Below are 15,878 nucleotides of genomic sequence, written 5' to 3' on the forward strand. Positions count from 1 at the left end.
TCTTTATTTGGTTTTATCGAGTCGACTCCATCTAGTTGTTTGATACAGGTGATTATTTCCGCTCTATTTTTTGCTGTGTTGGTTTTTAAGAGGGTTTTCACGTAATTATCAATTGCTTTGTAAAATTGCTTTTTGGGCAAGGTTTCTAGCTCTTTGCTTGAGAGTATTTTTTTTGCTTGAGCATTAAGCTTGGCAACGTGGTTCGGCTCTTGTGTCGTGTGCATTAGCAGCAAATCGTCAGGGCGTGACCACTGGTATTTTGTGTTGAAGTAATCCCGTAATGAGTCGAAATGTTTCTCATGCCCTGGGGGCGCAATGTTGAGTGATTTTCCACTCTGTAAATCAAGGCGTGGTACTAAAACATGAATATGCTTTGAGCCATCATCATCCGTATGTTGAACGGCAAACAGATGATATTGAGATGGGTCTAACCCTGAGAAAGCATGTTGTTCAAAGTCGGTTAAAACCTCCCTGATCTGCTCGTCTGTAGGGGCATCATCCTTTGACCAAGCAATCACGCCACTGGTGTATTTCCACAGATGGGGGCTTGCATCACAAATGGCGTTAAATGTGGTTGCATCACCTCTTAAAACTTCAATGCCTGCACGCACATTGCCCATGTGATCAAACTTATCGAGTAAGTATGCCGATGCTTTGGCAGCATTGCCTTTGCCATGATTCAAAAATTTAATATGCACTTTCATCATCCTCAGCCAGTTGTACTGAAGACAACTGCTTTTTTAAGCGTTCAGGGCTTTGCCGACTAATTTTAGGTAAGGCAGGGAAGACTTTTTCTAGCTCGGTTTGAATGCCTTTTAAAACAAGCAACATGTTAAAAATATTTAGTTTGCGTTGTTCTTGAGGATCTGCGTTCTTGATGATGTTTAATGCTCTAGCGATTTGATTCAGGTTGTTGCCGATTCTTGATAGCTCTAGCAATACATTCGGATCAGTCTTTTGATAGCGTTTGACTACCTCAATCACTGTTTTAATTTTTGTTCTTGTGGGTTTTATTTCGTCTTTGGTTTGTTGAACGGTAATCACATCTTGCATGACTTCACGCTCGATTAATGAATGAATGAAGTCAGTGAAACTTGTATTTTCCTTTTGCAGGTGTTGCTCCAGTTGCTCAAACTGGAGCTGTGTGAGTCTAAATTTTTTTGTTTTATTTTTTACCATTTCGTGTCTCGTTAAGAGCTTTTGCTTTTGGGGTCTTAGGGGTGAAACCCCTAACAAGTCCCTGAGTCCAAATTTTCGAAGAAAATTGTGGACACAGGTAGGCTTGCTTGTCGCATTGCCCCTTTTATTTAGAGCTTATTCTGTTTTGCAAAGATCAATAATTTTTTTCTTAGATAAGTCAATAAAAAGGTTTATATGGCATCAAAATGTGCTGAAGGTCATATATGTATTTTTTAGAGTTCGGTTCAATGATTAATGCATTAAATTTTTTTTCTGAAACATGCAGAAATTGAACCAATTTAAATCCGATTTTTTAAATTTTGCTACGCTCTGCTTGATTTACAGATTTTGTAGATTTCACAGGTGCGGGTGGATGGATTAGCGACGCTAGCGCACCATCGTGATTAAGTTGTTACTAGGGGATATTGGCAAAGCAACAGCGTGATGAGTAGTTCAGCTAAGCTTTAAATTGTATGTTGGGGAAACCCTCGCAGAGAAAAGCTGCTGTTCGGTTTGAGAACGTGCCAATGCGATGTGTAGATCGTAATCTCAGCCTGAAGAGAAAGTACACTTATTCTTTGCCGATCGACCGAGACGTGGCTCCGTCAGTCCGATAGATTTTCGGGAATACTTTAAGGGGGATAATTAGCCCCTTTAAGGGTAAGTATGGCCGAAATTCCCTCAACGTTCCCCTTCAGTCTGCCTATCGGCAGACTGAAGGGGAACGTTGAGGGAATGAGAGCATTTAGTTAAGAACAATAGTTCTGTTTAAAAAAGTTGATACAAGTATGAAAGTAATTACAAGAGTTTTAATTCTTATTATGAATAGGCACTAATTTTATATGTACTTTTAGGTCTAGAGTTTTTGACTTCGCATAAGAGATTTTATGTTAAAGAAAATATTAAATAATATAATAAATAAGTTATTGAATTTAATTAATTTTTAAAAAAATATAGATTTTATAAGAAAAATTAATATTTATATCAGAAAACTTGATTATTTTTATTTTTACTGTATATTTAACTTAACTAGAAAAAAGTCTTGTTTCGGTAAATCTTCCTTAAGTATCGCAGTTTTAGTCATAATCCTTCGTTTTTTAGATTTTAAGTCTCATTCTTTATTATTTTCAAAGTTATTAATCAGTCAATAAAATGACTAAAAAATTATTAAAAATTAGTAGGATATATTATGTCAAACTCAAATGTTGTTAAAGGTACTGTTAAGTGGTTTAACGAAACTAAAGGTTTTGGTTTCATTCAACAAGAATCAGGTCCAGACGTTTTTGCTCATTTCAGCGAAATCGCGAGTTCAGGTTTCAAGACCTTATTTGAAGGCCAGCAAGTTGAATTCAGTGTAGCTCAAGGTCAAAAAGGACCGAATGCTGTAAATATTGTTGCTATCTAAGTAATAATAAGCAGTAATAAAAAGCACTCATAAGTGCTTTTTTTATGCTTTAAAATGTTTTCAAAATTGAAAAAATCTCTAAAAATAGGATATAAGTTGTTAAAAGTAAATGATTTAATTGCAAAATCTAAAAATGGTACTGAAATTATTGTTTCATTAATTCCTCTACATAAAATGCAAAATACACGTCAAGGTTTAAAACAAATCGAAGTAGGTAAAAGAGTTCTACTGGAATCTGGAATCGAAGTTGATTTAAATTTGGATGGCCGTACATTTTACACTTCTCTAAATCAGCTATTTAAATTAAATCATAAAGTTGCTTAGCGATAAATTTTTAAACATCAATAATTTATGTGGGATTTACACTGCAATTTTTTTAAGGAAATATATATGTTTAAACAGACTCTCAGCGTAAAAGACCAGTTTGGCGTTAAACACGCTATTCAAGCCACAGTGGATCATGAGTTTGCCAACACACAATCTCATTTGAATATAAAACATATCACCGTTGATGGTGAAGATATTCGACCTAGTTTTGAAATGCTTTTTCAAAGTACCTTAAGTGGAAAAATATTTAAAATCATCTAGAAATATAGTTTTTATAAAATCTATAGTCTGAATGAAATATCAGGACCTACTCGCTATCATGCGGGTTTTTTATACCTAATATTTATATTTGTAAGCCTTTGCTTATGCGAAACGAGAGTTCACAGCTCTCGTTTTTTTATTCTAAAACTGCTAAAATTCTTATACGCCATTGACGTACTTAAACCTATGTTATTCATTGAAACCAGTATTTTTACTAAGCAAATCAAAGAGCTTGTGAGTGATGAAGAGTATCGTCAGCTCCAGCAAGATCTCTTGGTACAGCCTGATAAGGGCGACTTAATCAAGAATGGTGGTGGAATTCGTAAAGTACGTTGTGCTCAGGGCAATAAAGGCAAAAGTGGCGGTATCCGTGTGATCTATTATTGGGTTACAGAAGATGATCAGATCTTTTTCCTGGTGGCTTATCCAAAGTCTGTGAAAGATAATCTGACAGACAAAGAAACCTCGATTCTACGTCAATTAGTAAAGGAGCAATTTCATGGATAACAACTTATTTGATGACCTGGTTGCTTCAATCAAAGAAGCTGGTGCCATCAAGCGTAATGAGATAAAGGCAAGTCGAGTCACAGAGCTTGAATTACCGGATATTAAAGAAGTACGTGAGAAAACAGGCTTAACCCAGGCTGAATTTGCTGCACGTTTGCATATCAGCGCGAGAACCCTGCAAAACTGGGAACAAGGCCGTCGCTATCCGACTGGTCCTGCAGCGACTTTAATTCGTATTTTAGATGCTCATCCAACTTTAATTTAAGAAGTTTAGATAATAAAAAACCCCCGCATCCTGCCGGGGTTTTTCGTATGGGTTCGCTCGGTATAACTCCTGTCGTACCTTACTGTCCTTGTGCGTATCGTTGTTCTTATTATTGTGTAGAACTTCCTGTTCCTGATGAATCCATCATAGAAAAATTTCAGGCACCTGGACAACCGTAAAGAACCGGAATTTACGTAAGCCCAGGCCTACAAAATAGCCTAAATTTTATCTACAGCAATTGGGGATATTTTTGAAACCTGGATTCGCATGAAATGGGCACTGATTCTGAAACTGGTCATTTATCAACCAATTTTATTGGCAAGAACTATCAAAACCGCTCATAAAAAAGCCGACTTGTTTCAAAGTCGGCTTTTTGGACATTTTGTAATTTTTCTGGTTTTACTAAGTATTTGATAATTATATTAATATACAAGTGTACTTCGTATAACGTGTATTATGTTAATTTTAGGAGATCTAAATACTCTTCTGATTCACACGTTTTGAAAGCTCTTCCGCACTTTCTACACGTTCAGAGTAACGATCAGTTAGATATGCTGATTGCCCCCTGGTTAAAAGCGTAAATTTATAAAGTTCTTCCATCACATCGACGATCCTCGTGTAATAAGAAGAAGGCTTCATACGACCATCTTCTTCAAACTCAAGAAATGCTTTAGGAACTGAGGACTGATTTGGTATCGTGATCATACGCATCCAACGCCCTAAAATACGTAATTGATTTACAGCATTAAAGGATTGTGAACCTCCACAAACTTGCATTACAGCTAAGGTTTTACCTTGCGTGGCACGTATTGCACCTGCCGCTAATGGAATCCAGTCAATCTGCGCTTTTAAAATCGAACTCATTGAACCATGACGTTCAGGAGAGCACCAAACCATGCCTTCTGACCATGCTAAAAGTTCATGCAGTTCTTTAACCTTTGGATGTTGCATATCACCATCTTCAGGGAGGGGTAGCCCTTTTGGATGGAAGATTTTCACCTCCGCACCAAAATATTCAAGGATTCGACCAGCTTCCTGAACAGCTAAACGGCTATAGGATCTATCACGATTTGAGCCATACAGAAGCAGTATTCTTGGAGGATGTTCAAGGTTCTTTGCCTGAACTTTTTCTAAAGTCGGTTTTTCTAAAAGACTAAGATCAATATTTGGTAAGTTCATTAGATTCATACCTCTTTAAAAACTTTTTTCCTAAGCCATAGCGAAACTGTCACTAAGGCAATCAATACAGGCACTTCAACAAGCGGTCCAATCACGGTTGTGAAAGCTACAGGTGAAGCTAATCCAAAAGTGGCAATCGCTACAGCCAGTGCTAATTCAAAATTATTGCCTGCCGCAGTAAAGGAAATAGCAGTCGTTTTAGGGTAATCGTTGCCCATCCACTTACTAATAAAGAAGCTGATGAAGAACATTGCAACAAAATAGATCGTCAAAGGAATAGCGATTCTAAGCACGTCTAGAGGAAGGCTAATCACTTCACCACCTTTAAGACTGAACATGGCTACAATCGTGAATAAAAGCGCAATAAGGCTGATTGGGCTAATCTTTGGAATAAACTTAGTTTGATACCAATCCAAACCTTTCTGTTTGACTAAAATCAGCCGGGTTAAAAAACCAAGTAAGAATGGAATACCTAGATAAACCAGAACAGCATGGGTAATGGTCCAAAAGCTTACATCAATGATTTGTGCTTCTACCCCAAAGAATGGCGGTAAGAAGGTCAAGAACAACCAAGCATAAGTACTAAAGAACAAGATCTGGAAGATACTGTTAAACGCAACCAAGGCAGCAACATATTGATTATCCCCACATGCCAGACCATTCCAGACGAGGACCATCGCAATACATCGAGCTAAGCCTATGAGAATTAGGCCAGTCATATATTCAGGATAGGCGTGCAGAAAAATGATTGCCAAAGCAAACATTAAGCAAGGTGCAATGATCCAGTTTTGAACAAGAGATAATGTAAGGGTTCGCTTGTCCTCAAAGACTTTAGGCAAGGTTGCATAGTCAACTTTGGCAAGTGGGGGATACATCATCAAAATAAGCCCTATTGCGATAGGGATATTCACTGAATTAATGCTTAATTGATCTAATACAACAGATGTTTGGGGGAAAAACACTCCAATACCTACGCCTAATGCCATGGCAATGAAAATCCATAGAGTTAGGTTTCGATCTAAGAATGAGAGCTTTGATGCGGACATTGAATTACTCGCATTGCATAGAGATAGATAAGTTGCTCGCAGGTTTATTCAGTACTTCATCATTTAAAACATTGAGAACTGCATTTACCCATTCTGGTAAATCAGGATTTAATCGGTAATACACCCATTGTCCCTTACGTTCATCGAGCAAAATTGAAAGGTTGCGGAGTAAAGCCAGGTGACGAGAAATTTTGGGTTGGTTCAGTTGTAAGATCTCTGTGATTTCACATACACATACATTTTGTCTTTCTAAAATGATTTTTAAAATATCCAAACGTGTCGGGTCAGATAGACATTTAAAGAAATCTGCTTGATCCATAATCTACACTCACATATATTCTATTGCGAATATACGGATATCCATATATAAATGCAATATTATTAAGTTCTGAGTTAATCCAATGTCATCGAAAGTTAAGATCTATCACAACCCAGCTTGCGGAACATCAAGAAATACACTAGCTCTCATTCGAAATACCGGAGAAGAACCCGAAATTATTGAGTATCTTCTCAACCCTCCAAGTAAAAGTGAACTCATTAATTTAATTGAGAAATCAGGTCTCTCTGTACGTGAAGCTATTCGCAAAAACGTGGAACCTTTTGAAGCTCACAACTTGGATCAGCAGCACTGGACAAATGAACAGCTCATTAATTTTATGCTTGAGTATCCAATTTTAATTAATCGTCCATTTGTAGTGACTGAGTTAGGCGTAAAACTATGTAGACCATCTGAACTCGTTTTAGATATTTTGTCTGCGCCTCAATTAGGAGCTTTTATCAAAGAGGATGGTGAAATAATCATCGATAAAAATGGTAAGCGGATTAAATAAATCCGCCTCATTTAACATAATAGAGCTTATGCGAAATGCAATCAAAATAATTATTTAAAATCAATAACTTAAAAATTTTCACCCACCCCGAAAAACAGCAAAAAACCGACTTTGAAACATGTCGGTTTCTTTTTGAGCAATTTTGATACTTCTTGCCAATAAAATTGGTTAAAAAGTGATCAAAACCGCAATTCCCTATAAGATATATGCCTTTTAAGATCAAATTCATCCCCAATTTCTGTGGACAAATTTTTGGATAATTTAATAGGATTTGAGTATTGGATACTTAGCTTACCTTTATTCAAAATCCAGCTGATATTCATCTGTTGTGATTTTTATTTTTATTTTCTTATATTTTCTTATATTTTCTTTTCGTAGTACTTAATGCTGAATTGATAACTTCTTCATGAAACTTAGAATCATTCATTAATTCACCAAATAATTTATAACCGATTAGGATTTTCTTTACTTCTTTGTCTGCTTTTCGATATTTTTCAATCAATAAATCTAGATCATTAACGCTAAAATTTTGCATTTCTATTCTAATCGACCTCTGGGAGAGGTTAAGCTACACTCGTATTTTTAGATAATATCATCATTTATGATTTATCTAGTTTTTAATGACTCATCTGCATGATGTTCAGGAAGTACTATTCTTACTTAAAATGATGAACCTAATGTAAAAAAGATTATTAAATTTTTCTCTTTTTGCTCAGTAACCCCATGGCTGAGCTTTTTTTCATGTATAAAATTTCGCATAAGGGGTGATATGAAATCAAGTGAATTAAGTAAATCCGCTTAGCATTTTTTGAGGCTTTGCCTTTCAAGTCTTTGTGCAACAAAGCCCTCTATTATGAAATATCTTTCTTTAATTCTCATTCTATCTAGTTAAAAGAAAGTCTATAGAAATAGTGGTAGTTGAATAATCACATTATTTTTTATTTACTATTAGCTAACTGACTTAACAGTAGTTCAAGTTTATTAATCTCACTTTTACTAACCTTTTTCGTTAAAGGGAATTCTATTGTATCTGTAACTTCTCTTGTTGGACGGGGTGATTTATAAGTATTTACTTTTATCAACTTTATGTTAGGTTTCTTAAAAAACAAGAATCCATTAACATTTTCATTATTAATTGTTAAATATTTTCCATTATTATTTTTTTTCATGTCTGACCATTTAATATTATCATAGGCTTCAACATAAACTGGACGATCATAATCATACTTCAGTCTTTGTGAAACCATCATCACATCAACGTTTATAGCAGCACTACTATAAAATGTTTCTTGTGGAACTTTTTTATCTTCTACAAATTCATCTACTACATGTTCAGTTAACCAAGAATTAATTTTCTTAATTATTTCATTTTTATCATTAATATCTGATGCATAAGCAGCATTAGTTATTAGTGTAAAAGACATACATAAGAATAAATATAATATATTTCTCATAATATCACCTAAAAATAACTTTTGTGTTTAAAAAATATTTTTATATTATAATTAAGATTCGATTAAAAAAGGAAATTTATTATGAAATTAAAAAAAATTATTATTGGGGGATTATTAGCTTCATTAGCTACTCTGGTATTTGCTAATAAGCCCTTGTTCCTATTATGTAAACATAATTCTCATGGAGAGACTTGGCATCTAATAGGTGGGCCTTATAATAAAATCGCTGATTGTGACAGAGTTGCTGATCGCCATAGAGATTATCATTCTAATCGAGGGGATCAATATCCGACTGTCCAATGTTCATGGAGAACTCAAAGTGAGATCAATGATATGTTGTACAACGGTAGATTGAGCCGTTGGTAATTATTTCTATTAAAAAAGCCCAACAGGATGTTGGGCTTTTTTATGTCTTGAATTTGGATTTCGTATAAGAGATTTTATGTTAAATATGAATGAAGTTATTGTGAATTCTTAAAAAAACTACCATTAACACCGAACTATCACATATGATTGCAAAATTGTTGGAAAGTGTTGGAAATTCTAAAAATGGCTATTTATGCTTTATGGAATAATAAAGGTGGGGTTGGTAAAAGTTACTTAACTTTTCAAATTGCAGCTGAGTATGCTGTCACTCATCCAAATAAAAAAGTTTTAGTATTAGATTTATGCCCTCAAGCTAATTCTTCATCAATGCTTTTAGGTGGAATTGAGCGCGGAGAATCTCACTTAGATGAAATTCATTCTCAAGCCAGTAAAAAAACAATTTCAGGTTATGTAGAAAGTCGTATTTTAAGTCCATACGTAAATCCAAGATCTGGTGCAAATTTTTATATAAGCCCGAATCAGTACAACTCTCAATTACCAAATAATTTATATTTGGTACCTGGTGATGAACAATTGGAAATACAAGCATCTCGTGTTGCATCTGCAGCAATGCCGGGACCAACGGATGCATGGAGAATTGTACATACTTGGATTAGTGATTTAATTGAAGATGTCAGAGTTTCTCTAAATACTGAAGATTTAACGGTTTTTATTGATTGTAATCCTAGTTTTTCTATCTATACAGAATTAGCTATGTCTGCTGCTGATCGGTTATTGATTCCATTCTCTGCTGATGGGTCGTCTAAACGTGCAGTTAGAGCCGTTTTAGCATTAATTTATGGTATTACGCGTCAGCCAGGACAACAGCAATCAGAATTTCATATCAATTCTCAGCGATATAGAATGTCTGTACCAAAGATTTATATGTATATCGGTAATAGATTAACTCAAATGAATCAATCCTCTGCAACTGCATTTAAAACAGTAGTAAATGAGATTGGAGAAGAAATTTATACAGCTTGGACAAACAATCCTAATTTATTTTCAATACATCCTACAGGTGCTAATCCACCTAATAGCAGAAGAGCCTTCAGACATATGTTCCAGTATGAAGTTAACGATGCAAACAGCGCATCGGTAGTTTCTGGAGCTGAAGGTATTCCTATATCAAAATTGACTGCTGGTAATAAACAGGTTCTAGGTAAAACAGTGAGAGTGAATCAATCACAGTTAGATAGGCAAGTTCCTAATATTCAAGCTTTAATCCATAGCATTGAGTAAAAATTCTATGCAAAATCAAAAAAGCCTAGATCGAAGATCTAGGCTTTTTTGATTTTATAATGGTCGAACACACCCGTTACATTTGTTTGTTAAGCTAAGGGTCCAGCATTGATGATCGTTAAATTTTTAGTACAACTCTCTATTTAAATCAGTTCGCCAATTAATACGGCAGACTCTTTTTTGTAGATTATTTTTTATTGCTAGTAAGACTCGCAAACCATTCCTTTGATCCCCCATCAAGAGCCCCACCAACTAGTTTAGGTCCTGAAACTTTTACAGCTCTTTCGGGTTTAGCCGATGATTGTTGAGCACCACTATTTTGTTGGTTATTATTACTAGACTTTGTCATGATTACCTCATTACTTGATACTAAAATAAAATTATGATCAATATCAGGCAATAGTTATTTTTGGTTTTTTGAAGGTCTCAAGCCTCCGCCACTAGCATCTTCTAAACCAAATCCCAAAGTTGGTTTTTTTGTTGGCCGTACAGCTCTCTCAGGTTTAGGCTGAGATTGAGCAGGTGCTTTTTCTGGCTTAGATTTATCATCTACTGTCACGTTATGCTACCTGAGTTAAAAATATAAGAAAAATGGAAATTATAAAGAAAATTGCCGTATGAAAAATCTCTTTATAGCCTTGTTGCATTAGGGTAGTTTTATCATGGTTCTTAATTCGGTACCACTCAATAGCCTCACTATAATTCTCAGCTAAGCCTAAATAAACACTAGGAAGTTCATTAGATTCAAAAAACTCGATGAGTTCACCATCTGAAGGCATTTTTTTTACTTCTTGAAGTCTTAGGCTTTTAAAAATAGAAAACCAAGCACCACAAAAAGAAAAAAACGTTAAAATAACAAAGAAAATGATAATAGCGTAGGTTAAGCAATAAATATTATTGGATGTATTAATGAATTTACTAACAAGTAATATATAAGCAGAAATAATTATTGTTAAAAAAGTTAAATACTTGGCAGCTTTATCTTCTAGTTTGGAATATCTAGTTTTTTCATCATCAAATTGAGCTTTTTGATATTCATAAAGTGCTTTATATCTATCCTTATCGACAGCCATATTTTACTCAAAATTATTCATTCTAGGTTATTCCAGAGCAGAAATGTCCTATACGAGCTTATCGAAGTCAAGTACAGGATCGATTTTGTGCTTATAACCAGATATTCCATAAACGATCTGTAAGCAACTAAAAGAACAGAATGCAATATAAAAAATAAAAGTATTTAGATTAAGTTTTTCTAAAATTAACATAATACGGATTATACGAAATCATCAATGTATAGCTTTAATTTCCTGTTGGAAAGCCATGAAACATCCATTGTATTCCCCATAAGATTACTAAGATAAGGATCACCCAAACCATAATCTTTAAATTATACATTCTGTAAGTTTTCCTAAAATTAACATAATACACCTTATGCGAAATGCTTTATAATTATCTTTATTAATCAATGGTATATATCATTTTGATTGGCCCGGATCCTCCAGATCGGGCTTTTTTCGTGAATCTTACCGTTCCACGCCTACTATTTAATCAATGTTCCACACTTTTAATTAGCTCAGTTGAATAATCAGGATGCCTGGTCTTTTCCTTTTTGGCGTTCATCCAGCTCTTTCTTCAGCGCTTTTTTATCCTGGTACGATGCAATCAGCATGATCGGGATCAGTACAGGAGCAACCACAATACCCAGAGCAATATCTTTCAATTTTGGCATGACTTTTCTCCCTTATAACTCAATCATTATCAAATACGGCATTCAGCACACGGCCAAATAAACTACGTTTTTTGGGTTGTGGCACTGTCACATTTTGCAACGTGGCATGCTGTAGCGTTTGGGTGTGGTATGCCGTAGTTTCTTGCTGTGGCACTGCCACATTTTCTGCAATATTTAATTCATTATTCTTTTTATTATCATTGTCTTGTTGTGTTGTCGCATGCTGTGGCATGTCGGTGTCGCATGCCGTAGCATTTTGTTGTGGTGATGCTGTGGCAGGTGCAACACTTTTCAGCTCAATGAGTGTTTGCATACGGTCAATTTGTTGCATTAACCGTTCTTCACGTTCTTGGTATTTTTTAACTTCATTTTCTAAATGAATAATGAGTTTTTTTGTAGATTCATCGCTATCTGATCTCGATGATTCAATTTGTTGAGATGTTTGCTCAGGCTCCCCAAAGCATCTAATTACTTCCGAAAGGTCAAATTGACCATCACTAGAGCGTGATAAACGCCCATTACGTACAGCTCTGTAAATGGTTGACCTATCAATATGAAATTTTTTAGATACTTCACTTAGCGATAACTTAGCCATTTACTATGTCCTTTTTATTTGATGGCATGTATCCCACTTTTTTTAGGTATGGGGCTAGTTCTTTGATTTTTTCAGAGTCTTGTAGCATCTCAGCAATACGAACAGCAAATTGAGGATAGCTTTCGGTTCCTTGTGAATAGCGACCCATTTCAGGGAGTTCTGAAAGTTTGTTTGCAAACATATGCCGTTGAGCATCGGTCATCTTTGAAAAAAGGTCTAAGGCATTCGGATCTCTTTCTATTGATGGATTATCCTTTTTCTTCTGTTTAAACGTAAAAGAAAAACCTGAAATTGATCGACCTTTTTTATGCTGTTCATATTTTACAGTTATATCCGTATGCTCATTTATTTGTTTAATTGAAAGCTCTAAAACACGCTCTTTTAAATGAGCCATCCGTAAATATTCATTATCAAGAACGCCTAACTTCTTTCTAAATTCTTGTAGTTCTATGGTTGGGGTTTTACCAGCGCTTCGCCACTGAATTAGAAGCTCATATAAGCGAATGGCATAAGCGCTACTAAGACTACTAACTTGCTGTAATTCATATTTAGTAAATTGTTCTTCCAGTCTGGTTATGAAGGGAACAACAGCAGGTGCAAATATTAAGTCTACAGTTGCTTCATTGTCGTTATAAGCAATTTGAGATACCCAACGACTCATAACATTTCGGATATTCCCATTAGCTTTTTTCTCTTGATAGCTAAATTGACGCGCGAATAAATCCTTACAAGCATCTTTTAAGGCTTGATAAGCTGTATTACGGTGTACACCAAACTGATTGATATAACTATCTGCATGAACTTCTAATGGATCATTTGCATTAATCCCTTTCCCACTTTCCCTTGCTTCAACAATAGCTAATAAAATTAAACGTTGTTCTACTAAGTCTAAGTTATAGCTTGCGTTGATTAAGGCATTGTCTTTTACGACTAAATCTCTCATAGCCACTATTTTTTTATTGTGTATAAATACACGTTAATATTATTTGTGTACTAATGCAAGGTAAACGTAGACATATTGCAAGGTAAACGTGGACATATTGCAAGGTAAACGTGGACATATTGCAAGGTAAACGTGGACATATAAGAGCTAAAACCCTTTATTCATAATGCTTTCAAGCCATCTAAAAGTATTTAAAAGCTTTAAAATAATTAAAAGCCCAGGTCATGAAAAATTGCCCTTGGTTTTCGCTACGCTCAAACTCTATTGAACTTCGCTTTCGCTCAGTTCGTTGGGGCAATTTTTTGGTTAATACCATCTGGAATTTAATAAAAAGCAAAAGCAACTCGGAATTCGCTTCGCTCATGAGTTTTTTATGCTCGCTTCGCTCGACCTAGATGCAAATTAAATCTGTTCGCACCCTTCGGGATGCTCTGTATCTTTCGTTATTAAGTTAAGCGGAGCTTGTAATCAGGGAAAAAGCATGGCGAAAATTTTGATAGTGCTCAATCGCTCGTAGACACTCGCTCTGCTAATCCCTGGTAGCATCAAAAAGAAAAGCACAAAGCGAACGGAGTGTGAGCGACATAACAGTAGATCACGTATTCCCCCCTCTGATTACCGCTTTTGCTGAATTGGATTACATATCCAAGTCAAAATCATTTCTCGGTTGTGGCTGTTTGAGTTCATGACTTGATAATTCAATGCTGTTTTGTCGTTGTGATGGGTTTTTAATTTCGTGAATATCATTTTTGATCGTCTCAAAGCCTTTCAAACATGATTGATATAATTCTCTTGATTCTTTGAGATGGGAATTTCTAGGCTCTAAAATCTTCTCACATTCAAGATATCTCAACATTCTTCGGTCGTTTTTGATGATTTCATCTAACTTTCTACACTCGCTGTGAGTGAGATTTTTACTTGATCGATTTATGTATTCTTCTATATTTTTAATTTTTTTACTCGTTAAAACAATCAGTTGTATTTGATTCTGATTTTTATATGCTTGCTGTTGTTTTTCACTGATTTCTTTGTGATAAGCAACATAATCGGGGTAATAACTGTCGCTTCTTAAATATTTAAAATCAAGAGCTGGCTTGGGTTTGAGTCGAATTTCTGTTATTCCGATTTCTAGTCGTTCAAGTTTTCGATTAATTTCGTCAAGTTCTCTAGAGTTTTCCCAAGCATGTTGATCTGCTTGCTTTGCATCTGCAAATCTTCGTAGAAGTCGCTCGGAACTTTCAATTGCAAGATTTTCGAGAGTGCTCTCTCGATGTCTGATTGTTGTGTGCTGATTGTTGTTTGAATCGGTTCTAAATTTGCTGTTACTAAGTTGCTGACAATGATTTTTAAATCCAGTTGACTCAATGATTTGGTTAATTGCTGATTCAATTGGATTTTCAAGTTTTCTTGAAATGCTTGCTGTAACTGCTCGGAAAAGCTCCCCTGTTCGATTTTGGCTATTTCGGATTGTTGTGCTGAAATCAAGGTTTGCTGTTGTTTGAGTTGAGTTTTTAAGCTCTGCTCTACTTCGCTGTATTCGCTCAAGATTGTTTTTAATGAATTGATTTGTTGAATCAATAAGCTGTTTTGTTCTGATAACAAGTTGTTTTGCTCTGTTAAGAAGTGGTCGATTTCTGTCTGCATTGCTTACCTCCGTTGGATTTCCAACATTTTGATTTGATTTCTGATTTGCTGACTGTTCTGCTGAATTATTTGTTCTTGTGCTTCGATGGTCTTTAGATTCATGCTGGCTTGATAGCTCAGATAAAAACTCATTAAAAGACTCAGTATTCCAAAGCTGATTACCCCCCAAAGAATGTATTTCGATCTCTGATTGCTTAGCTTTTCTGAAATCAGTGTTTGTATTTCGCTCTCGATCTGTACGCTTTGGTTCGCTATCGCTTGCTGTACTTGGGTTTGAATGCTCTTTTGTATACTCTGCTTGTCGATTGAAAGGCTCTGCAACTGGCTGTTGATGTGGTTCTGTAGAGCCTGAATTGAGGTTGAAAACGAATCTATACTCGATTTCACTTTTGATATTTCCGCAATATTTATATTCGCTAGTTTTTTTTGAAGCATCTCTATTTGTTCCGTATAACTCGCTGTTAGCGTTTTTATGGCTTGGGGTGATAGATACCCTATCTCGGTCAAAATCGAGCTTAGGTGCGATTCTAGGGCTATTGTCGTCTGCTGTACTTTGCGTAAAAGCGTGGTGTTGTTGATTATAGGCTTCTCGCTTTGCTCTATAAGTTGCTCGAAGTTGCTCAGCGTCTGTGAGAGCTGCTGCAAGCTCACTTGCAGTTGGTCGGCTTTCTGCTGCTGCTCTGAGATGCTCTGAATAAGATCCAATTTCGAAGTTTTCATGATAGAAATCACCTTTTATTCGATGTTTATTGCCGTTGTTGAGAGTGACCGTTAGAGACTCTTTATTTGGTTTTATCGAGTCGACTCCATCTAGTTGTTTGATACAGGTGATTATTTCCGCTCTATTTTTTGCTGTGTTGGTTTTTAAGAGGGTTTTCACGTAATTATCAATTGCTTTGTAAAATT

At 35.5% G+C, this 15,878-nt stretch carries 22 protein-coding genes and 1 pseudogene; 9 read left to right on the forward strand and 14 right to left on the reverse strand.

Annotated elements, in window-relative coordinates; translation table 11 throughout:
- On the reverse strand, positions 1-704 hold a 704-nt coding region (locus tag FTV17_RS14480; protein WP_180000537.1), incomplete at its 3' end, for a relaxase/mobilization nuclease domain-containing protein.
- Complete coding sequence (gene mobC, locus FTV17_RS14485; protein WP_180000539.1) at positions 688-1,179, reverse strand: plasmid mobilization relaxosome protein MobC; 492 nt, start codon at positions 1,177-1,179, stop codon at positions 688-690. The genes FTV17_RS14480 and mobC, both read right to left, overlap by 17 nt.
- Before the next feature lie 1,189 nt (positions 1,180-2,368).
- Between mobC and FTV17_RS14490 the strand changes: the two genes are divergently transcribed.
- The 6 genes from FTV17_RS14490 to FTV17_RS15585 all read left to right on the forward strand — a co-directional run bounded on the left by FTV17_RS14490 (position 2,369) and on the right by FTV17_RS15585 (position 4,123).
- Complete coding sequence (locus FTV17_RS14490) at positions 2,369-2,584, forward strand: cold-shock protein (RefSeq protein ID WP_000071892.1); 216 nt, start codon at positions 2,369-2,371, stop codon at positions 2,582-2,584.
- 96 nt (positions 2,585-2,680) lie between these two features.
- Complete coding sequence (locus FTV17_RS14495; RefSeq protein WP_000921865.1) at positions 2,681-2,908, forward strand: hypothetical protein; 228 nt, start codon at positions 2,681-2,683, stop codon at positions 2,906-2,908.
- A 66-nt stretch (positions 2,909-2,974) separates the two neighbouring features.
- Positions 2,975-3,172: a hypothetical protein gene (locus tag FTV17_RS14500; protein WP_000476222.1), complete on the forward strand. Its 198-nt coding sequence runs from the start codon at positions 2,975-2,977 to the stop codon at positions 3,170-3,172.
- 186 nt (positions 3,173-3,358) lie between these two features.
- A complete protein-coding gene (locus FTV17_RS14505) occupies positions 3,359-3,679 on the forward strand; it encodes a type II toxin-antitoxin system RelE/ParE family toxin (RefSeq protein WP_000897309.1) in 321 nt (106 codons plus the stop codon).
- Positions 3,672-3,944 carry a NadS family protein gene (nadS, locus tag FTV17_RS14510; RefSeq protein WP_004641921.1) on the forward strand — a complete coding sequence of 91 codons (273 nt, stop codon included), beginning with the start codon at positions 3,672-3,674 and terminating at the stop codon, positions 3,942-3,944. Before FTV17_RS14505 ends, nadS begins: the two co-directional genes overlap by 8 nt.
- 47 nt (positions 3,945-3,991) lie before the next feature.
- Positions 3,992-4,123 (forward strand): hypothetical protein, encoded by a 132-nt coding sequence (locus FTV17_RS15585; protein ID WP_257219965.1) that lies wholly within the window; start codon positions 3,992-3,994, stop codon positions 4,121-4,123.
- Between the two features lie 295 nt (positions 4,124-4,418).
- Here the strand turns inward: FTV17_RS15585 and arsH are convergent, their stop codons facing one another.
- From arsH to FTV17_RS14525, 3 genes are read right to left on the reverse strand one after another with little or no spacing between them, the layout of a single operon-like run.
- A complete protein-coding gene (arsH, locus tag FTV17_RS14515) occupies positions 4,419-5,123 on the reverse strand; it encodes an arsenical resistance protein ArsH (protein ID WP_180000542.1) in 705 nt (234 codons plus the stop codon).
- A gap of 5 nt (positions 5,124-5,128) precedes the next feature.
- Positions 5,129-6,169 carry an ACR3 family arsenite efflux transporter gene (gene arsB / locus FTV17_RS14520; RefSeq protein WP_180000544.1) on the reverse strand — a complete coding sequence of 347 codons (1,041 nt, stop codon included), beginning with the start codon at positions 6,167-6,169 and terminating at the stop codon, positions 5,129-5,131.
- Positions 6,170-6,173: 4 nt separating this feature from the next.
- A complete protein-coding gene (locus FTV17_RS14525) occupies positions 6,174-6,488 on the reverse strand; it encodes a metalloregulator ArsR/SmtB family transcription factor (RefSeq protein ID WP_180000546.1) in 315 nt (104 codons plus the stop codon).
- A gap of 82 nt (positions 6,489-6,570) precedes the next feature.
- On the opposite strand from FTV17_RS14525, the gene arsC reads away from it, so the two are divergent.
- Positions 6,571-6,999, forward strand: a complete 429-nt coding sequence (gene arsC, locus FTV17_RS14530) for an arsenate reductase (glutaredoxin) (RefSeq protein WP_180000548.1) — start codon at positions 6,571-6,573, stop codon at positions 6,997-6,999.
- A 297-nt stretch (positions 7,000-7,296) separates the two neighbouring features.
- Here the strand turns inward: arsC and FTV17_RS14535 are convergent.
- Positions 7,297-7,534 (reverse strand): annotated as a pseudogene (locus FTV17_RS14535) (hypothetical protein).
- 403 nt (positions 7,535-7,937) lie between these two features.
- Positions 7,938-8,453: a hypothetical protein gene (locus FTV17_RS14540; protein ID WP_180000550.1), complete on the reverse strand. Its 516-nt coding sequence runs from the start codon at positions 8,451-8,453 to the stop codon at positions 7,938-7,940.
- Positions 8,454-8,534: 81 nt separating this feature from the next.
- Here FTV17_RS14540 and FTV17_RS14545 point away from each other — a divergent pair, with 81 nt between their 5' ends.
- Entirely contained in the window at positions 8,535-8,819 is a 285-nt protein-coding gene (locus tag FTV17_RS14545) for a hypothetical protein (RefSeq protein ID WP_035270248.1), read from the forward strand.
- Positions 8,820-9,002: 183 nt separating this feature from the next.
- Positions 9,003-10,061, forward strand: a complete 1,059-nt coding sequence (locus FTV17_RS14550) for a ParA family protein (RefSeq protein ID WP_032007737.1) — start codon at positions 9,003-9,005, stop codon at positions 10,059-10,061.
- A gap of 187 nt (positions 10,062-10,248) precedes the next feature.
- On the opposite strand, the gene FTV17_RS14555 is transcribed toward FTV17_RS14550, so the two are convergent.
- The 7 genes from FTV17_RS14555 to FTV17_RS14585 all read right to left on the reverse strand — a co-directional run.
- Positions 10,249-10,410, reverse strand: coding sequence for a hypothetical protein (locus tag FTV17_RS14555; RefSeq protein WP_155767404.1), 162 nt, complete (start codon positions 10,408-10,410; stop codon positions 10,249-10,251).
- A gap of 54 nt (positions 10,411-10,464) precedes the next feature.
- Positions 10,465-10,620, reverse strand: coding sequence for a hypothetical protein (locus FTV17_RS14560; protein WP_155767402.1), 156 nt, complete (start codon positions 10,618-10,620; stop codon positions 10,465-10,467).
- 1 nt (position 10,621) lies between these two features.
- Positions 10,622-11,134: a hypothetical protein gene (locus FTV17_RS14565; protein WP_180000553.1), complete on the reverse strand. Its 513-nt coding sequence runs from the start codon at positions 11,132-11,134 to the stop codon at positions 10,622-10,624.
- A gap of 512 nt (positions 11,135-11,646) precedes the next feature.
- A complete protein-coding gene (locus tag FTV17_RS14570) occupies positions 11,647-11,790 on the reverse strand; it encodes a hypothetical protein (protein WP_180000555.1) in 144 nt (47 codons plus the stop codon).
- Between the two features lie 19 nt (positions 11,791-11,809).
- Entirely contained in the window at positions 11,810-12,385 is a 576-nt protein-coding gene (locus tag FTV17_RS14575; RefSeq protein ID WP_180000557.1) for a plasmid replication DNA-binding protein, read from the reverse strand.
- Positions 12,378-13,328 carry a replication initiation protein RepM gene (gene repM, locus FTV17_RS14580; RefSeq protein ID WP_180000559.1) on the reverse strand — a complete coding sequence of 317 codons (951 nt, stop codon included), beginning with the start codon at positions 13,326-13,328 and terminating at the stop codon, positions 12,378-12,380. The genes FTV17_RS14575 and repM overlap by 8 nt, the downstream gene beginning before the upstream one ends.
- A gap of 637 nt (positions 13,329-13,965) precedes the next feature.
- On the reverse strand, positions 13,966-15,878 hold a 1,913-nt coding region (locus tag FTV17_RS14585), incomplete at its 5' end, for a mobilization protein (RefSeq protein ID WP_218945427.1).

It is taken from the genome of Acinetobacter sp. YH12239 (genome assembly GCF_013417635.1).
Lineage (GTDB): Bacteria > Pseudomonadota > Gammaproteobacteria > Pseudomonadales > Moraxellaceae > Acinetobacter.

Coding starts and splice junctions, on each gene's coding strand:
- mobC (WP_180000539.1), bottom strand. CDS start 1,179: ATGGTAAAAAATAAAACAAAAAAATTTAGACTCACACAGCTCCAGTTT.
- FTV17_RS14490 (WP_000071892.1), top strand. CDS start 2,369: ATGTCAAACTCAAATGTTGTTAAAGGTACTGTTAAGTGGTTTAACGAA.
- FTV17_RS14500 (WP_000476222.1), top strand. CDS start 2,975: ATGTTTAAACAGACTCTCAGCGTAAAAGACCAGTTTGGCGTTAAACAC.
- FTV17_RS14505 (WP_000897309.1), top strand. CDS start 3,359: ATGTTATTCATTGAAACCAGTATTTTTACTAAGCAAATCAAAGAGCTT.
- nadS (WP_004641921.1), top strand. CDS start 3,672: ATGGATAACAACTTATTTGATGACCTGGTTGCTTCAATCAAAGAAGCT.
- FTV17_RS15585 (WP_257219965.1), top strand. CDS start 3,992: ATGGGTTCGCTCGGTATAACTCCTGTCGTACCTTACTGTCCTTGTGCG.
- arsH (WP_180000542.1), bottom strand. CDS start 5,123: ATGAACTTACCAAATATTGATCTTAGTCTTTTAGAAAAACCGACTTTA.
- arsB (WP_180000544.1), bottom strand. CDS start 6,169: ATGTCCGCATCAAAGCTCTCATTCTTAGATCGAAACCTAACTCTATGG.
- FTV17_RS14525 (WP_180000546.1), bottom strand. CDS start 6,488: ATGGATCAAGCAGATTTCTTTAAATGTCTATCTGACCCGACACGTTTG.
- arsC (WP_180000548.1), top strand. CDS start 6,571: ATGTCATCGAAAGTTAAGATCTATCACAACCCAGCTTGCGGAACATCA.
- FTV17_RS14540 (WP_180000550.1), bottom strand. CDS start 8,453: ATGAGAAATATATTATATTTATTCTTATGTATGTCTTTTACACTAATA.
- FTV17_RS14545 (WP_035270248.1), top strand. CDS start 8,535: ATGAAATTAAAAAAAATTATTATTGGGGGATTATTAGCTTCATTAGCT.
- FTV17_RS14550 (WP_032007737.1), top strand. CDS start 9,003: ATGGCTATTTATGCTTTATGGAATAATAAAGGTGGGGTTGGTAAAAGT.
- FTV17_RS14555 (WP_155767404.1), bottom strand. CDS start 10,410: ATGACAAAGTCTAGTAATAATAACCAACAAAATAGTGGTGCTCAACAA.
- FTV17_RS14565 (WP_180000553.1), bottom strand. CDS start 11,134: ATGGCTGTCGATAAGGATAGATATAAAGCACTTTATGAATATCAAAAA.
- FTV17_RS14570 (WP_180000555.1), bottom strand. CDS start 11,790: ATGCCAAAATTGAAAGATATTGCTCTGGGTATTGTGGTTGCTCCTGTA.
- FTV17_RS14575 (WP_180000557.1), bottom strand. CDS start 12,385: ATGGCTAAGTTATCGCTAAGTGAAGTATCTAAAAAATTTCATATTGAT.
- repM (WP_180000559.1), bottom strand. CDS start 13,328: ATGAGAGATTTAGTCGTAAAAGACAATGCCTTAATCAACGCAAGCTAT.